We start from the raw sequence: 16533 nt of genomic DNA on the forward strand, positions 1-16533 counted from the left end.
GCGCATATCAACGGAAACAGGGTGAAGCAAGGTGACGCAAACGAAAACGGAAACCGTCAAGGAATTCAACTTCACCAAAAGTGATTTTGAGCGCGTGCGCGCGCTGATCTACCAGCGCGCCGGCATTTCGCTGGCCGACAGCAAGCAGGAAATGGTCTACAGCCGCCTGGCGCGCCGTCTGCGCGCCACCGGCATCGTCTCGTTCGGGCGCTACCTGGACGACCTGGAAGCGGGGCGCCTGGGCGAGGAGTGGGAGTCGTTCACCAACGCGCTCACCACCAACCTGACCTCGTTCTTCCGCGAATCGCACCACTTCCCGCTGCTGGCCGAGCATGTGAAAAAGCTGCGCGACCATCCGATCCAGATCTGGTGCTCGGCCGCTTCCACCGGCGAGGAGCCGTATTCGATCGCCATGACCGTGTGCGAAACGTTCAACACGCTCACGCCGCCGGTGCAGATCATCGCCACCGATATCGACACCAATGTGCTGGCCGCGGGCGCCAGCGGCGTGTACGGGATCGACCGCATCGACAAGCTCGAACCGGAGCGCGCGCGGCGCTTTTTCTTGCGCGGCAAGGGCGACCAGGAAGGCTTGGTGCGCGTGCGTCCCGAACTGCGCCAGCTGATCACCTTCAAGCAGCTCAATCTGCTGGGCGACAGCTGGCCCCTGAAAGGCCCGTTCGACGTCATTTTCTGCCGTAACGTGATGATCTATTTCGACAAGGCGACCCAGCGCAAGATTCTCTCGCGCTTCGTGCCGCTGATGAAGCCCGACGCACTGCTGTTTGCCGGCCACTCCGAGAATTTCCTGTACGTGTCGGAGTCGCTCAAACTGCGTGGCAAAACCGTGTACGAACTCGATGGTCGCCGGAGCTGATGCGACCCGCAGTGAACTGAGAACTGAACATGGCTATCGAAATCAAAGAACAATTCGCAACCAACGTGTATTACGACCGCACCTTCGACTGCGACGCGGCCAAGATCCTGCCGGGCGAGTACTACTACACGCCCAAGGACATGCTGATCGTGACGGTGCTCGGTTCCTGCGTGTCGGCCTGCATCCGCGACAAGGTCACCGGCCTGGGCGGCATGAACCACTTCATGCTGCCGGACGGCGGCAGTGATCCGAACAGCCCGATTTCGGCCTCGATGCGCTACGGTACCTACGCGATGGAAGTGCTGATCAACGACCTGCTCAAGGCCGGCGCGCGGCGCGAGAATATGGAAGCGAAAGTGTTCGGCGGCGGCGCGGTGCTGCGCGGCTTCACCGCGATCAACGTGGGCGAACGCAATGCGGCCTTCGTCATGAACTTCCTGAAAACCGAAAAGATGCGCGTGGTGGCCGAAGACCTGAACGATATCTGGCCGCGCAAGGTTTATTTTTTCCCGCGCACCGGCAAGGTGCTGGTCAAGAAGCTGATGCAGACCCATAACGATACCCTGGCGCGGCGCGAACTCGATTACGCCAGCCGCCTCAAGGTCGAACCGGTCGGCGGCGCGATCGATCTGTTTTAGCCTACTGCTCCTGAATTCTGAAAGCCTATATGAAGATCAAAGTACTGATCGTGGACGATTCGGCGCTGATCCGCAGCGTCATGAGCGAGATCATTTCGAGCCAGCCCGACATGGAAGTGGTGGGCGTGGCGCCCGATCCGCTGGTGGCGCGTGAACTGATCAAGCAGACCAACCCGGACGTGCTCACGCTCGACGTCGAGATGCCCAAGATGGATGGCCTCGACTTCCTGGAAAAGCTGATGCGCCTGCGCCCGATGCCGGTGGTGATGGTGTCCTCGCTGACCGAGCGCGGCTCCGAAATCACCATGCGCGCGCTGGAACTGGGCGCGGTCGATTTCGTGACCAAGCCGAAGATCTCGATCCAGAGCGGCATGCGCGAATACACGGAACTGATATCGGACAAGATCCGCGCCGCGTCCAAGGCGCGCATCAAGCCGCGCACCGTCACCGGCGAAAAGGCGGCCGGCGCGCTGCCGGCCCTGCGCAATCCGCTCACGTCGTCGGAAAAGCTGATCATCATCGGCGCCTCCACCGGCGGCACCGAAGCGATCCGCGAATTCTTGATGCAGATGCCGTCCGACTGCCCCGGCATCCTGATCGCCCAGCATATGCCGGAAGGGTTCACCACCTCGTTTGCGCGCCGTCTCGACAGCCTGTGCAAGATCAGCGTGCGCGAAGCGGCCGGCGACGAGCGCGTGCTGCCCGGCCACGCCTACATCGCGCCGGGCCACTCGCACCTGCTGCTGGCGCGTTCGGGCGCCAATTATGTGACCCGCATCGAGCAGAGCGAACCGGTCAACCGGCACCGCCCCTCGGTCGACGTGCTGTTCCGCTCGGCGGCCCAGGCGGCCGGTAAAAATGCGGTCGGGGTGATCCTGACCGGGATGGGCAAAGACGGCGCGGCCGGCATGCTCGACATGAAAACGGCGGGCGCCTACAACTTCGCCCAGGACGAGGCATCGTGCGTGGTGTTCGGCATGCCGCGCGAAGCGATCGCCATGGGCGGCACCCACGAAGTAGGGGCCCTGAGCGCGCTGCCGGGCATGGTCCTTGGCTATCTGGCAACGCATGGCAGCCGCGCGTTGCGCGTTTGATCCGGTTTGGTCTGGTTTGGCCCGAATTACTGTCTTTTTGCTGCTCGTTTATTCGCTTCACAGCAACAAAACTGCTATCCTTTAGTCTGCTTCGCCAGTAGGGGGAAGTCTGTCAATAACCTAAGTAAGAGAATCAACGGAGTAATTTAATGGCTGATCCAAAGATGCGTTTTTTAGTTGTTGACGATTTCTCCACGATGCGCCGCATTGTGCGTAATCTGTTGAAAGAACTGGGTTATGCCAATGTCGACGAGGCGGAAGACGGCGTCATGGCGCTGGCCAAGCTGCGTAGCGAAACGTTCGACTTCGTGGTCTCGGACTGGAACATGCCCAATATGGATGGCCTGACCATGCTGCAGAACATCCGCGCCGACCCCGCGCTGGCCAAGCTGCCGGTGCTGATGGTGACGGCCGAAGCCAAAAAAGAGAACATCATCGCGGCCGCCCAGGCGGGCGCGAATGGCTATGTCGTCAAGCCGTTCACGGCCGCCACGCTCGACGAAAAGCTGAACAAGATTTTCGAGAAGCTCGAAAAAAGCGGAGCGTGACCATGAGCGAGCACCTCACCGAAGGCGCGGGCCAGGCGGACGGTGGTTTGGACGAGCCGGGCGTGCACGACGAGTTCCTCAGCCGGATCGGCCACATGACGCGCGCGCTGCACGAGAGCCTGCGCGGCCTTGGCCTGGACAAATTGATCGAAAAAGCCGCCAGCGACATTCCGGATGCGCGCGACCGCCTCGACTACGTGGCGCGCCTGTCCGAACAGGCAGCCCAGAAGGTGCTCACCGCGACCGAAGGGGCCGGCCCGCTGCAGGACCAGATCGACAGCGGCGCGGCCGGCCTGTCGGCCTCGTGGCAGGCGCTGCTCGATGCGCCCGCCACCAGCGACGCCGAATGGCGCGCGCTGGCCGAGCGCAGCGTGGCGGCCATGGCTCAGGCACGCAGCGCCAGCAGCGCCACCAAGGGCTACCTCATGGACATCATGATGGCCCAGGACTTCCAGGACCTGACCGGGCAAGTGATCACCAAGGTGACCACCATTACCCGCAACCTGGAACAGCAACTGGTGCAGATGCTGGTCGATTTTGCGCCGGCCGAGGTCAAGCGCGAATACGACAACGGGCTGCTCAATGGCCCGCAGATCGACCCCACCCGGCACGACGTGGTGTCGAACCAGGGCCAGGTCGACGATCTGCTGGACAGCCTGGGCTTTTAAGCCGGCTGAGATTTTGAGTCAGGCGGGGCGCATTGCCCCGCTTTCGCATGGCACCACCTAAACGACCCATACAATGCACGAATCAAACTTTATCGTCCGCGAACCCCTGCTCGATCCCAAGCAGCGCGTGATCGGTTATGAATTATCCTGGCAGCATCATGAAGACCAGCCCGTCACCGACGAAGAGCTCGAGGCGCTGATCGGCTTCGTCGCCGAGAACGTCAATGACGACGAGCACGGCTGGCTGCTGAAAGACAAAGTCCTGTTCCTCGACGCGGTTCCGAACATGCTATCGACCGACGCCCTGTTCGCCATGCCGCCCGAGCGCACCGTGCTGACCATGAAGGCTTCCGACCTGGCCGACCCGGACACCCTGGCCGCGGTGCAGGGCTTGCGCGCCGGCGGCGTCGGCATTTCGGTGCGCGACGGCGACCTGGCCCACCTCGGCAAGAACCTGGGCATGAGCGCTTCCTACATCGAAGTGCGCTTCTCGGGCGCCGACGTGGCGTCCCAGGCGCGCACGTATGCGGCCGCCAAGCAGTCGTCGGTGCGCATGGTGGGCCGTCCGGTCACCACCTGGGCCGACTTCGACGCCTGCGCCGCGCTCGGACTCGATGCCTTCGTCGGCAAGCTGCACCTGACGCCGCGCGCCGGCACGCCCGTCAAGGGCATGAACCCGGCCCAGACCATCATCCTGCAACTGATGCAGATGGTGCAAAAGAACGAAGACATTCCCAAGATCGAAAGCGTGCTCAAGCGCGATCCGGCGCTCTCGTACAAGCTGCTGCGCTTCATCAACTCGGCCGGTTTCGGGGTCGGGCGCGAAATTCAATCGCTGCGCCAGGCCATCACCATGCTCGGCTACTCGCCGATGTACCGCTGGCTGACCCTGTTGCTGGCCACGGCCAGCACCAGCGGCTACTCGCCGGTGCTGATGGAAACGGCGGTCGTGCGCGGCCGCCTGACCGAGCTGCTCGGCAACAAAGGCTTGCCGCGCAGCGAGAGCGAAAACCTGTTCATGACCGGCATGTTCTCGCTGCTCGACCGTCTGCTGGGCCTGTCGATGAAAGAAGTGCTCGACACCATCCAGCTGCCGGACGAAGTGGTGCGCGCGCTGCTCACCCGTGGCGGCGCCTATGGCCCGTACCTGGCGCTGGCTGAAGCGTGCGAGCTCAACTCGCAGCTGGTCGCCTCGCTGGCCAAGTCGATCAACATCACGCCGGTCGACGTCAACAAGGCCCACCTGTCGGCACTGGCCTGGGCGCAAAACGTCAGCACCTGACGATTCGCGTTCCCTTTGTTGCCCAACCGGGGTCAGACGTCCGATTAGAAAGATTTCTGATCGGATATCTGACCCCGCTGCTTGCCACGACCGACAACACACATGAATCACGTCCCATTGCTCTCGCCCTTCCGGCTGGCCCGCCTCCTGCTGCTTGCCGGCGCGCTGGCCGCGTCGGCTTGCGCTGCATTGATGGCAATTGTCTTGCCGGCGAGCCGCCGCGCATGAAGGTGTATCTGGACGATGAACGCGCCACCCCGCCAGGGTGGGTGCGGGTGTACTGGCCGGATGAGGCCATTGCCTTGCTCGGCACGGGCGCGGTCACTGACATCAGCCTCGATCACGACCTGGGCGACGACGCGCGCGGCACCGGTTACGACGTGGTGCTGTGGATCGAGCAACAGGTATTCACCGCAGGCTTCCAGCCGCCCGTGATGCGGGTGCACTCGGCCAATGCCTCGGCGCGCGAAAAAATGGAAGCGGGTATCCGAACAATCGAACGTTACGCCGGCCGTGCTGGCACTGTATAAAGGAAATTTTGTGGGGAAACAATTGATCTCACGCCTGATCTCGGGCGCCCTGATCGCCGCGCTGTCCGGCGCGGCATGCGCCAATCCGGTCCACATGACCTTGGCCAAGATGACGCAGACGAAGCGCAAGGCGGCGCTGGGGGAGGCGGTGACGGATGCGGGCATCAAATGCATCGGCATCAAGCGCGCGATCTATCAAGGCAGCGATGAGCGCGATACGGCGCTGTGGAGTGCGCGCTGCGTCGATGGCAGGCTGTTCGCGGTGGAGATCGACAACGACGCGCAAGGCACGACGCGCGTGCAGCGCTGCAAGTCGCGCAAACGAGGCGCCAGCAACTGCAAGTTCAAGGGCAGGTTCTGACGGCTGCCAGCGCGGGAACGGCATAACCAAAACCAAAACCGGGGTCAGAGCTCTAAACCAAAACCGGAAAACCGGGGTCAGAGCTCTGACTAGAAATCTTTCTAATCAGAGCTCTGACCCCGGTGTGGGCATGTTGCGGTAATGCTGCTAAATAGCGCTTCGTGCTTCGGCGGGTTGACGAAAGCATCCGACGCCGCTCACGGCGAGAGCGAACATCGCTCATGTTGCAATTTGGAGCTCTGACCCCCGGGGTGGGAGTTTTTCGCCTTGAGGTGTCGGAATTTGGCTGCCGTGCCTAGATTTCGAGGTTGTCGATCAGGCGCGTGGTGCCGAGCTTGGCCGCGGCGAGCACCACCAGCGGCGCCCCTTGCGCCAGGTCGCCCGCGGTCGGCGGCTGCAGGTCGTTCTGCTTGCGGATGGAGATGTAATCCGGCTTCCAGCCGCGCCGCGCCAGCTCTTCCATCGCCTTGTGTTCGAGCTGGAAAATATCCAGGTGACCGGAACGCACTTCATTGGCCACGGCATTGAGACTCCGGTACAGCGCCGGCGCCTCAGCCCGCTCCGCTTCCGACAGGTACATATTGCGCGACGACAGTGCCAGCCCGTCGTCGGCACGCCAGGTCTCGGCGGCGATGATTTGCGTCGGCAGGGCGAATTGACGGCTCATGTTGCGCACCATCATCAGCTGCTGGTAATCCTTCTTGCCAAACACGGCAACCTTCGGTTGCACGCACGAAAACAGTTTCAGGACGATGGTGGTCACGCCCGTGAAAAAGCCCGGACGGAATTCGCCTTCCAGCGTATTGCCGAGGTCCTGCGGCGGGCTGACGCGGAATTCTTGCGGCTCCGGGTATAAATCCTTTTCGGTCGGCGCAAACAGCACATACACGCCTTCCTTTTCCAGCTTCTCGACGTCGGCCTGGAAGGTGCGCGGGTATTTGTCGAAGTCTTCGTTCGGCCCGAACTGCAGGCGGTTGACGAAGATCGAGGCCACCACCGGGTCGCCATGCTTGCGCGCCAGACGCATCAGCGACAGATGCCCTTCGTGCAGGTTGCCCATTGTCGGCACGAAGGCCGTGCGCAGCTGGCCGCTGAGCTGGTCGCGCAGTTCTTCAACGGAAGAGATGATTTTCATGGGGCTTTCCTCAAACGGGTATCAAATGAATCGGCTTACGCCGGGGAGTAGGCGAGGCGCACGTAAATCGGCGCGAACGGCTCGGCCTGGGTAATTTCTATCAGGGTTTCCTTGGCCAGTTCCAGCATGGCCACGAAGTGCACCACGACGATGGGCACGCCGCCCTGGCCCTGGAACAAGTCGGCAAATTCGACGAAGCGCGCCGATTGCAGTTGCCGCAAAATCGAGGTCATGTGCTCGCGCACCGACAGTTCCTGGCGGCTGATGCGGTGATGCTGGGTCAGCTTGGCGCGCTTGAGCACGTCCAGCCAGGCGCGCTGCAAGTCCACCGGGTCGACGTCGGGCCAGTTGGGGATGTTGCTTTGCTCGACGAACAGGGCGGGGCGGGTAAAGTCGCGGTCGAGCTGGGGAATGGCGTTGATTTCGTAGGCGGCCAGCTTGATCTGCTCGTAGTCGAGCAGGCGCCGCACCAGGTCGGCGCGCGGATCGTAGGTGTCGAGCAGGTCGTCGTCGACCACGCGCTGCGGCAGCAGCATGCGCGACTTGATTTCGATCAGCATGGCGGCCATCAGCAGGTATTCGGCGGCCAGTTCCAGGTTGTGCAGGCGGATCTGGTCGACATATTTCAGATATTGCAGGGTGACCTGCGCCATCGGAATGTCGAGGATGTTGAAGTTTTGCTTGCGGATCAGGTACAGCAGCAGGTCGAGCGGGCCTTCGAAGGCGTCGAGGAAGATTTCGAGCGCGTCGGGCGGGATGAACAGGTCGGTCGGCATGCGCAGCAGCGGCTCGCCGTACAATCGGGCAAAGGCGGGCACCTCGGGCGGCGTTTCCAGCACCGCCGGCAGCTCGACCGGCGCGGCAGGCGCGTCAGCTAGCGAGCCACCTGGCTCGGTGGCGAGTTCTTCCGTCGCCGCCTCTTCTGGCAACATGGTCTCGCCCTTGGACGTCAGAGTTTGTTCTGGTACACGTACGCTTGTTGGCTCACGCGCGATTCCTTGGTTTTATCCTGCTCGGCCAGGGAAGTCGGTGCCTTGTCCCACAGCAGCGCACGGCCGGCGATCTGACCGGCTTCCATCTCGGGATTCTTGGCCTTGAGTTCGCGGATGAACTTGGTGTGGTCGGATTCGTAAAGCTGGAATTGTTTGGTCAGTTTCATGATATGGACACGGGTAGCGACGCGGGTAGCGACTTGGGTAGCGGACAATGCTATTTTACCGCGAGCAAGGCGGCAGGGGAAATTCGTCGGCCGCCATGACGGCCCGACGAGGATATGCGCTCGCGCGCTTAAGGGTGCAGCTGGTTCAGTTGCTTGGCGATGATGTCGTGATTGAGCCACACCACCGGGGCGATTTTCTCGGCCGCGCCGTAGAACATCAGCGGACCGGCACTTTCCAGCACCAGCGCGCTCAGGTGGTCGGTGATGAGGGCCTTGCGGTCCTTGTGCAGCTTGGTCATTTCGTCCGAGGTGCCGATCATTACTTCCGCCAGGGGCGGCGTGTTGTCCATCGGCCAGGCGTCGAAGTTGCGGAAGCTGGCGCTGACCGGGTCGTTGTTATAGGCCTCGATCTGGTCGATCAGGCTTTGCAGCGACACGCCGTCGTTCAGCAGTTCCTGGCAGGCGGCCCATTGCTGCTCGGCCCAGGCCCCGCCGTCTTCGCGTTTGAGCGCGGCGAGCAGGGGGAACAGCGACAGTTCGACACCGGCGAAAATGTCCGACGAGTTGGTGCGGATTTCCGGGCAGTTGAACACGGTCGCGCTGATTCCCTGGGCCCATGCTGCCTGCGCAACGCTTTCGAGGCGCATCTTGGCGTAGCCCTGGGTGTAGTTGGTGTAGGTCTGCCACTGGTACTTGCCGTCGATCAGGATCTCGCTGCCGTGGTAGCCGTAGGCCGTGTAGCGCACCTGGCCGCCCTTGGCGGTGATCCGGTCGCGGATGGCCGCGCTGGCGGTAATCAGGTGTTGCAGGGTGTTGGCAGTGACTTCGTCGAAGTTCATCAAGATCAGCTTGCCGAGGTCGCTATCGAGCAGTTCGCGCGAGGACATGAAGCGCTCGCCGCGGCCTTTATAGATACGGTTGGCGATGGCCAGGAAAGCCTTGATCTTCGGAATGCCGCCGGCCATGGTGTGGGCAAAGAAGACGTTGCTGCCATCTGGAATGAGCTTGTCGATCTCGGCCATGGCCTGGGCGGCGGAGGCGGCGAAGCGGCGCACGCCGACTTCACGGCAGCGCTCGACCGCGGCCCAATCCAGCTTTTCTTCCTGCCAGCCCTTGAGGGTGAGCCCGGACAGCATCTCGGTCGGGTTCTGTTCGCCTTCGGGCGCGTCGAGGTCGAAGCCGGCCATCAGCGGCACGTTGATGATGCGTCCGCCCAGCTTGGCTTCGGCTTCGGCCAGTTCTTCTTCGTTAAGTGCGCGCAGCGCGTTGTTCTCGTCGCGCCGGCCGACGGTGATGCCGACGATGGTCATGCCGGCCTTGCGTGCCTCATCGATCAGGCCGTTAGCGTAGCCGCGGCCGAACAGTTCGCCGAACAGTACGAACACGTCGCCCTTGCGAAACAGGTTGGCGTGCGGAATGTGCCTCAAGGAAGTCAATTCGGTCATAGATACCACTCAAAAGTAAGAAGGTTCGGGCCCCGGGCCCACCACCCCGGCCGGCGCCATGAGGGCGCAGGAGCGGGGCATGTTGTTTTTCTCGTCAAGCGCGACATTATAGCCCCCGCTTGCGGGGTCCGATATCTGCAGCGATGCGATGAGGTACAAGAGTGATGATCGTCTCAATGGCGCAGCACACGCCGCATGACGCGCGGCGGCGGTTCGAGCGCGTTGGCGTGGGAGTATTCAAGTTCGTCGGCCAGCTCGAATTCGTAGGCGGCGTACAGGTCCAGCAGCCTGGGTTGGTCGTCGCGCACGGCCAGGCGCAGTTCCTGCACGCCGCTGGCCAGGCCCTGGTGGATCACCGCTTCGAGCAGGTGCTGTGACAGGTTGCCGCCACGGCATTGCGGCAGCACGCCCATGCGCCGGATTTCCCACACATCCGGCTCGAACTCGTGGGGAGCCCAGCGCACCGAGCCGACCGGCGCATCGTCGAGCAAGAGAATGAAGGCGCCGCCGTCGCGCAGCTGTTCGGCCACGCGCTGGGCGGTTTCGCGGTGGCCGCTCGACGTCACCGTCACCGTACCAGCCCAGGAAGCCCGGGTCAGGTCGGCGATCAGTTGGGCGTCGTCATCGCCAGCCGGGCGCACCACGAGGTTCATCGGCGTCCTTAACGAATGCGCATGCCCGGCTGCGCGCCCGGCCACGGTTCCAGCACGTACAAGCCAGGATTAGCTTTCTCGTCGGCGGCCGAGGCGCACAGGACCATACCTTCGGAAACGCCGAATTTCATCTTGCGCGGCGCCAGGTTGGCCACAAGCACGGTCAGTTTGCCGATCAGCTGCTCGGGCGTGTAAGCCGACTTGATGCCGGAGAACACGTTGCGCAGACGGCCTTCGCCCACGTCCAGGGTCAGGCGCAGCAGCTTGTCGGAGCCGTCCACCTGTTCGCAGTTGACGATCTTGGCGATGCGCAGGTCGATCTTGGTGAAGTCGTCGATCTTGATTTCCGGCGCCAGTTCTTCGATATCGCCACGTTCGGGCGCGTCCAGGGCCGGCGCGGCGACGGCTGGCGCCGGTGCAGGCGCGGCCACCACGGCCGGCTTGTCGATCAGCGCGTCGACCATCTTGGCGTCGATGCGGGTCATCAGGTGGCTGTAGGCACCGATTTCGCGGCCGAGCATGGTTTCGTACACGGCGGCGCCCGTCGTGTCGCTCCAGGTCAACGCATCGTCACGCAGGAATTCGGCGACCTTGGCAGCGATCTGCGGCAGCACCGGCGAAAGCATGACGGTGATCTGGCGGAACAAGATCAGCGCCGTGGTGCAGACATCGTGCAATTGCGCCGTTTTTTCCGGGTCCTTGGCCAGGATCCACGGCTTGTTTTCATCGACATACTGGTTGGTGATGTCGGCAATTTCCATGATTTCGCGCAGCGCCTTGCCGAACTCGCGGCTCTCGAAGTTGGCGGCGATGCTGGCCTGGCGTTCATTGCCGTCCACCGTCAGCGCGCGGCCGATCCACTGCTGCGCGTGCGGCGAGAGGGTGGAGGTCAGCTTGCCCTCGAAATTCTTGGCGATGAAACCGGCGCAGCGGCTGGCGATGTTGACGTATTTGCCGATCAGGTCGCTATTCACGCGCGCAATGAAGTCCTCGCCGTTGAAGTCGAGGTCTTCCACCTTCGAGTTCAGCTTGAAGGCGATGTAGTAGCGCAGCCACTCCGGATTCATCTTCAGGTCGAGGTAGCGCAGCGGCGAAATGCCGGTGCCGCGCGACTTCGCCATCTTTTCACCGTTCAGGGTGAGGTGGCCGTGGACATTGACTTTCAGCTTGTCGATCACCGGGTGGCCGGCGAAATTGAGCATCGCTGGCCAGAACAGCAGGTGGAAGGAGACGATATCCTTGCCGATGAAGTGGACTTGCTCGGTGTCCGGATCGTTCAGCAGGGCATCGAAATCCATCCCTTTTTTGCTGCAGTAATTTTTCAGGCTGGCCAGGTAGCCGACCGGCGCGTCCAGCCAGACATAGAAAAACTTGCCCGGCGCATCAGGAATCGGGATGCCGAAGTAGGGCGCATCGCGCGAAATATCCCAGTCGGCCAGTTTCTCGCCGGCGTCGCCGAGCCACTCGGAGACCTTGTTCACCATTTCCGACTGCAAACGGCCAGGCGTGTTCAGCCATTCCTTGAGGAAGGTGTAGCAGCGCGGGTCCGACAGGGCGAAGAAATACTGTTCCGATGGCTTCAGAATCGGCGTCGAGCCGGTGAAGACCGAGAACGGGTTCACCAGTTCGGTCGGCTGGTAGGCCGCGCCGCAGACTTCGCAATTGTCGCCGTACTGGTCCTTGGCGCCGCATTTCGGGCATTCGCCCTTGATGTTGCGGTCGGCCAGGAACATGCCCTTGACCGGGTCGAAGAAGCGGTCGACTGTCTTGGTGACGATCAGGCCGGTATCGCGCAGCTTGCGGTAGATGCCTTGCGACAGCTCCACGTTCTCGGGCGAATCGGTCGAGTACCAGTTATCGAAGGCAATGTGGAAGCCGTCCAGGTATTGCGGACGGTCGGCCGCGATCTTGGCCACGAATTCCTGGGGCGTGATGCCTTCCTTTTCGGCCGCGATCATGATCGGCGTGCCGTGGGTATCGTCGGCGCAGACGAAATGGACCTCACGCTGGGCGTCGCCGTCGCGTTGCATTCGCTGAAAACGGACCCAGATATCGGCCTGGATGTATTCCATCATGTGGCCGATGTGAAAGGCGCCGTTGGCGTAAGGCAGGGCGGTGGTGACGAACAGCTTGCGAGTCATGGTTGAAATGCGCTTATTGGAAAGTTTATCAAGAAAAACAGAGAAGCATTTTACCAGCGGATGACCCGACTGCGCACAGGGGATTGCCCGGATTTGCCATTCAGGCAAGGCTTGACAGGGCGATTTGCGCTAAACTTCGGCATGTTTCGGCATCATATTCCCTGGAGATTTACATGAGCATCACAGTAGAAGACGTCAAGAACGCACTGACGGCGGTTATCGATCCGAACACCCAGAAAGATTTCGTTTCTTCCAAGACAATCAAGAATATCAAGCTCGACGGCAACGACATCGCGCTCGACGTCGAACTCGGCTATCCAGCCAAAAGCCAGATCGACGCCATCCGCAGCGCCATCGTGGCCGCCCTGCAGGCGCTGCCGGGCGCGGGCCGGATCAATCCGAACGTGTATTCCAAGATCATTTCGCACACCGTGCAGCGCGGCTTGAAGATCATGCCGAACGTGAAGAACATCATCGCGGTGGCGTCCGGCAAGGGCGGCGTGGGCAAGTCGACCACGGCGGTCAACCTGGCGCTGGCCCTGGCGGCCGAGGGCGCCAGCGTTGGCGTGCTGGACGCGGACATTTATGGTCCGTCGCAGCCGATGATGCTTGGCATTAACGGGCGTCCGGAAACCACCGACGGCAAGACCATGGAGCCGCTGGAAAACCACGGCCTGCAAGTGTCCTCGATCGGCTTCATGATCGATCCGGACGAGCCGATGGTGTGGCGCGGCCCGATGGTCACGCAGGCGCTGCAGCAGTTGCTCGAACAAACCAACTGGCGCGACCTCGATTACCTGATCGTCGACATGCCGCCAGGCACCGGCGACATCCAGCTGACCCTGTCGCAAAAAGTGCCGGTCACGGGCGCGGTGATCGTCACCACCCCGCAGGACATCGCCCTGCTCGACGCCCGCAAGGGCTTGAAAATGTTCGAGAAAGTCGGCATTCCGATCCTCGGCGTGGTGGAAAACATGAGCACGCACATCTGCTCGAACTGCGGCCACACGGAAGCCATTTTCGGCCACGGCGGCGGCGCGAAAATGTGCGCCGACTTCGGCGTGGAATTCCTCGGCGCCTTGCCGCTGACGATGTCGATCCGCGAACAGACCGATTCGGGCCGCCCGACGGTGGTGGCCGAGCCCAATGGTCCGGTGGCGCAGATCTACAAGGATATCGCGCGCAAGGTGGCCATCAAGATCGCCGAAAAGGCGAAAGACATGACCAGCAAGTTTCCGAGCATCGTCATCAAGAACGACTGAGCAGGCAAGCGTGTGGCGCTTTCGCGGCGCCCACGTGCAAAATAGGCAAGGGTTGGCGTGCACTGCGCCAACGGCTTGTATTTCCCACTGTCGCTTTTCCAACCGCAAAGGAATTCACTTGAAATCGTTTATCAAGCACGTCGTCTTCTCCGCATCGCTGCTGGCCATGGCGGCCGCGTCGGCCCAATCGGTCTCGTTCGTCGAGCCTGCCGACGGCGCGACCGTCAAAAGCCCGTTCAAGGTGAAATTCGCCGTCGAAGGCATGGAGGTCAAGCCGGCCGGCGCGCTGGTGGCCAATTCGGGGCACCATCACCTGGTTATCAACGGCGCCGCGATCAAGGAGGGCGATTCGATCCCCTTCGACGACAAGCACTTGCATTTCGGCAAGGGTCAGACCGAAACCGACGTCAAGCTGCCGCCGGGCGAGTACACCCTGACCATGCAGTTCGCCAACGGCGCGCACCAGTCCTACGGCACGCCGATGAGCAAGTCGATTAAAGTCACCGTCAAGTAATTCCCCTGCGAGCGCTGTCGGCAGTACAATTGTTTTTATCGAGAAAACAATTGCTGCCATGAAGCCCTCCTATTCCCCTGTGTATGTTGCCAGACGCGCCCTGTTGCTGGGCGCGGCCGCGGCGTTGGCCCTGCCGGCGGGTGCCGCGCCGCGCGAGCTGCTTGTCGTCGGCGCGCACTTTGCGCGCGTCTACGAGCGCGCCAATGGCGAATTCTCGGGCATGGCGGTCGAGATCATCCGCGCCATTGCCGGCGAACTGGGCCAGCCGGTGCATTTCGAGCTGTACCCGTGGGCGCGCGCGCAGTCGATGGTGGCACAGGGGCAGGCCGATATCCTCGTCGGCCCCTACAAATCGCCCGAACGGCTTGAGCTCTTCATCTTCTGCGAACGTCCCTTTTACCAGGACCAGATGGTGTTCTTTTCGCGCAGCGCTGCTCCGTTCGCCTGGGATGGCCTGTACGCCTCCCTGCGCGGCAAGCGCATTGTGATCATCAACGGCTGGGCCTATGGCGACGAGTTCAATGCCGCACTCAAGGACTTGGCGGTCAGCGTGACCAATTCGGTCGAATCGGCGCTGACCATGCTGGCGCACGGACGGGTGGACTTGTTTGCCAGCAATGTGCGCAATACCGAGCCGGTCATCCCGCTGCTGGCGCTCGAGGGCAAAGTGGCGGCGCTGGGCCGCACGATCTCCCTGCAACGTGGTTTTTTCGCCTTCCCCAAGCGCCCGGAATACGACATCATGCGCGCCCGCTTCGACCGCGCCTTCAATGCCTATGTCGACAGCGGCGAACTGCGCAAGCTCGGCAAGCGCCTCAACGTGCAGGTTCCCTGAGCGGTCGGCCACTGCCGGGCGTGTCTCAAGCGCGACGGCGCTAAAAACTTCCTCGTAGAATTGACAACTTGCGGTTACCATACTCGCATGGATGACGCTTTGACAATGGTCATATTTCAAGTTGATTGTTCGCAGGGATGCGTTTGTACGCCCACCTGCTCCCCCAGGAGACAAAATGATAAAGAAAAACATAGTGCGTGCTGCTTGCGTGTCGGCAGTGGCAGTGTTGGGCGTGCAGGGTATCGCCTCGGCGGCGATTTTGAGCGTTGGCCCGGGCAAGACCTACGCGACCCCGTGCCGCGCGATTGCCGCTGCTAAAAACGGCGATGTGATCGAAATTACCGGCGGCGTGTTGTACAGCGGCGACGTTTGCGGCATTTACGCCAGTTATCTGACGATCCGCGGCGTCAACGGCCGTCCGCGCATCGATGCGGCCGGCAAGAATGCGATGGGGAAGGCGACCTGGGTCGTCGTCGGCAACAGCGTGCTGATCGATAACGTGGAAATGTTCGGCTCCAAGGTGCCTGACCGCAACGGCGCCGCGCTGCGCCTGGAGGGTACTGGCTTCACCCTGCGCAATAGTTTCATTCACAGCAATGAAAACGGCATTCTCAGCGGCGCCAATCCGCTCAGCGATATCGTCATCGAAGGGACCGAATTCGGTCGCAACGGGTATGGGACGGGGCAAACGCACAATCTGTATATCGGCAAGGTGCGCAGTTTGATGTTCCGCCGCAACTTCTCGCATGATGCGCACGTGGGCCACAATCTCAAGTCGCGCGCGCAGACCAACCATATCCTGTACAACCGTTTTTCCAGCCTGCGCCCTGGCGAGACCGGTTCGACGGCGGCGGGGCAGCCGAGTTACGAGATCGACCTGCCGAATGCCGGTACGTCCTACGTGATCGGCAATGTGATCCAGCAGCCGGCCGCCAACCAGAACGGCGCGATGCTCGCGTATGGGGAAGAGGGCGCCACCAATACCGGCCATGATTTGTATGTGGTGAATAACACGTTTGTGAACGACGATACGGCGCGCGGCGTGTTCGTGATGGTCGGTTCGGGCGTGACCAAGCCGGTGCTGCTGCAGAACAATATCTTTTCGGGGATCGGGACCTTGAGCACCCAGGTCAGCACGGTGGCCAAGACCAATTACCGCTCGATCGCACCGGGGTTCGTGAACCGGGCGACGTACGATCTGCGGCCGACGCCATCGCCGCTGGTGGTCAATGCGGGCACCGATCCTGGCGTGTCGGCGACGGGGTATTCGCTCACGCCGGTAGCGCAGTACAAGCACGTGGCGTTCTGGATCGGACGTCCGGTGAGCAGCCAGCTCGATATCGGGGCGTATGAATCGACGTCGATCGCACCGTAACCTCTCAAACGTCATT

19 protein-coding genes are annotated in these 16533 nt (G+C 61.9%); 13 read left to right on the plus strand and 6 right to left on the minus strand.

All coding sequences use genetic code 11. The annotated features are described in order from the left end of the window. Window positions 1-31: 31 nt before the first annotated feature. The 9 genes from RBA40_RS01685 to RBA40_RS01725 all read left to right on the plus strand — a co-directional run bounded on the left by RBA40_RS01685 (window position 32) and on the right by RBA40_RS01725 (window position 5998). The gene (locus tag RBA40_RS01685; protein WP_306645396.1) at window positions 32-877 is read left to right on the plus strand and encodes a CheR family methyltransferase; all 846 of its coding nucleotides are present in this window, start codon (window positions 32-34) and stop codon (window positions 875-877) included. 29 nt (window positions 878-906) lie between these two features. After that, window positions 907-1515 (plus strand): chemoreceptor glutamine deamidase CheD, encoded by a 609-nt coding sequence (gene cheD, locus RBA40_RS01690; RefSeq protein WP_181002760.1) that lies wholly within the window; start codon window positions 907-909, stop codon window positions 1513-1515. 29 nt (window positions 1516-1544) lie between these two features. Further along, complete coding sequence (locus RBA40_RS01695; RefSeq protein WP_306645398.1) at window positions 1545-2609, plus strand: protein-glutamate methylesterase/protein-glutamine glutaminase; 1065 nt, start codon at window positions 1545-1547, stop codon at window positions 2607-2609. Window positions 2610-2758: 149 nt separating this feature from the next. Further along, a complete protein-coding gene (gene cheY, locus RBA40_RS01700; RefSeq protein WP_054267179.1) occupies window positions 2759-3157 on the plus strand; it encodes a chemotaxis response regulator CheY in 399 nt (132 codons plus the stop codon). 2 nt (window positions 3158-3159) lie between these two features. Beyond that, complete coding sequence (cheZ, locus tag RBA40_RS01705; protein ID WP_099876873.1) at window positions 3160-3825, plus strand: protein phosphatase CheZ; 666 nt, start codon at window positions 3160-3162, stop codon at window positions 3823-3825. Window positions 3826-3898: 73 nt separating this feature from the next. Further along, window positions 3899-5107, plus strand: a complete 1209-nt coding sequence (locus RBA40_RS01710; protein ID WP_099876876.1) for an EAL and HDOD domain-containing protein — start codon at window positions 3899-3901, stop codon at window positions 5105-5107. Between the two features lie 102 nt (window positions 5108-5209). Then, window positions 5210-5335, plus strand: coding sequence for a hypothetical protein (locus tag RBA40_RS01715; RefSeq protein ID WP_306645399.1), 126 nt, complete (start codon window positions 5210-5212; stop codon window positions 5333-5335). Continuing rightward, window positions 5332-5637, plus strand: a complete 306-nt coding sequence (locus RBA40_RS01720) for a cyclic-phosphate processing receiver domain-containing protein (protein ID WP_306645400.1) — start codon at window positions 5332-5334, stop codon at window positions 5635-5637. Before RBA40_RS01715 ends, RBA40_RS01720 begins: the two co-directional genes overlap by 4 nt. Before the next feature lie 10 nt (window positions 5638-5647). Continuing rightward, a complete protein-coding gene (locus RBA40_RS01725) occupies window positions 5648-5998 on the plus strand; it encodes a hypothetical protein (protein ID WP_306645402.1) in 351 nt (116 codons plus the stop codon). Between the two features lie 295 nt (window positions 5999-6293). On the opposite strand, the gene panC is transcribed toward RBA40_RS01725, so the two are convergent. From panC to metG, 6 genes are all read right to left on the minus strand, one after another. Beyond that, a complete protein-coding gene (gene panC, locus RBA40_RS01730; RefSeq protein ID WP_306645404.1) occupies window positions 6294-7133 on the minus strand; it encodes a pantoate--beta-alanine ligase in 840 nt (279 codons plus the stop codon). Between the two features lie 35 nt (window positions 7134-7168). Then, entirely contained in the window at window positions 7169-8065 is an 897-nt protein-coding gene (locus RBA40_RS01735; RefSeq protein ID WP_306645406.1) for a segregation and condensation protein A, read from the minus strand. Between the two features lie 17 nt (window positions 8066-8082). Continuing rightward, window positions 8083-8292, minus strand: coding sequence for a DUF3460 family protein (locus RBA40_RS01740; protein WP_099876892.1), 210 nt, complete (start codon window positions 8290-8292; stop codon window positions 8083-8085). Between the two features lie 128 nt (window positions 8293-8420). Further along, a complete protein-coding gene (locus tag RBA40_RS01745; RefSeq protein ID WP_306645408.1) occupies window positions 8421-9737 on the minus strand; it encodes an enoyl ACP reductase FabMG family protein in 1317 nt (438 codons plus the stop codon). Window positions 9738-9910: 173 nt separating this feature from the next. Beyond that, window positions 9911-10390, minus strand: coding sequence for a GNAT family N-acetyltransferase (locus RBA40_RS01750; RefSeq protein ID WP_306645410.1), 480 nt, complete (start codon window positions 10388-10390; stop codon window positions 9911-9913). A gap of 8 nt (window positions 10391-10398) precedes the next feature. Further along, window positions 10399-12531: a methionine--tRNA ligase gene (metG, locus tag RBA40_RS01755; protein WP_306645412.1), complete on the minus strand. Its 2133-nt coding sequence runs from the start codon at window positions 12529-12531 to the stop codon at window positions 10399-10401. Between the two features lie 173 nt (window positions 12532-12704). Here metG and apbC point away from each other — a divergent pair, with 173 nt between their 5' ends. The 4 genes from apbC to RBA40_RS01775 all read left to right on the plus strand — a co-directional run bounded on the left by apbC (window position 12705) and on the right by RBA40_RS01775 (window position 16517). After that, on the plus strand, window positions 12705-13793 hold the full coding sequence (apbC, locus tag RBA40_RS01760) for an iron-sulfur cluster carrier protein ApbC (protein WP_099876903.1): 1089 nt from the start codon (window positions 12705-12707) through the stop codon (window positions 13791-13793). Window positions 13794-13905: 112 nt separating this feature from the next. Continuing rightward, window positions 13906-14307, plus strand: coding sequence for a DUF4399 domain-containing protein (locus tag RBA40_RS01765; RefSeq protein WP_374710446.1), 402 nt, complete (start codon window positions 13906-13908; stop codon window positions 14305-14307). 58 nt (window positions 14308-14365) lie between these two features. Continuing rightward, window positions 14366-15142 (plus strand): substrate-binding periplasmic protein, encoded by a 777-nt coding sequence (locus tag RBA40_RS01770; protein WP_306645415.1) that lies wholly within the window; start codon window positions 14366-14368, stop codon window positions 15140-15142. A gap of 175 nt (window positions 15143-15317) precedes the next feature. Continuing rightward, the gene (locus RBA40_RS01775) at window positions 15318-16517 is read left to right on the plus strand and encodes a right-handed parallel beta-helix repeat-containing protein (RefSeq protein WP_306645416.1); all 1200 of its coding nucleotides are present in this window, start codon (window positions 15318-15320) and stop codon (window positions 16515-16517) included. Window positions 16518-16533 lie beyond the last annotated feature (16 nt).

Source organism: Massilia pseudoviolaceinigra (genome assembly GCF_030846505.1).
Lineage (GTDB): Bacteria > Pseudomonadota > Gammaproteobacteria > Burkholderiales > Burkholderiaceae_D > Telluria_A > Telluria_A violaceinigra.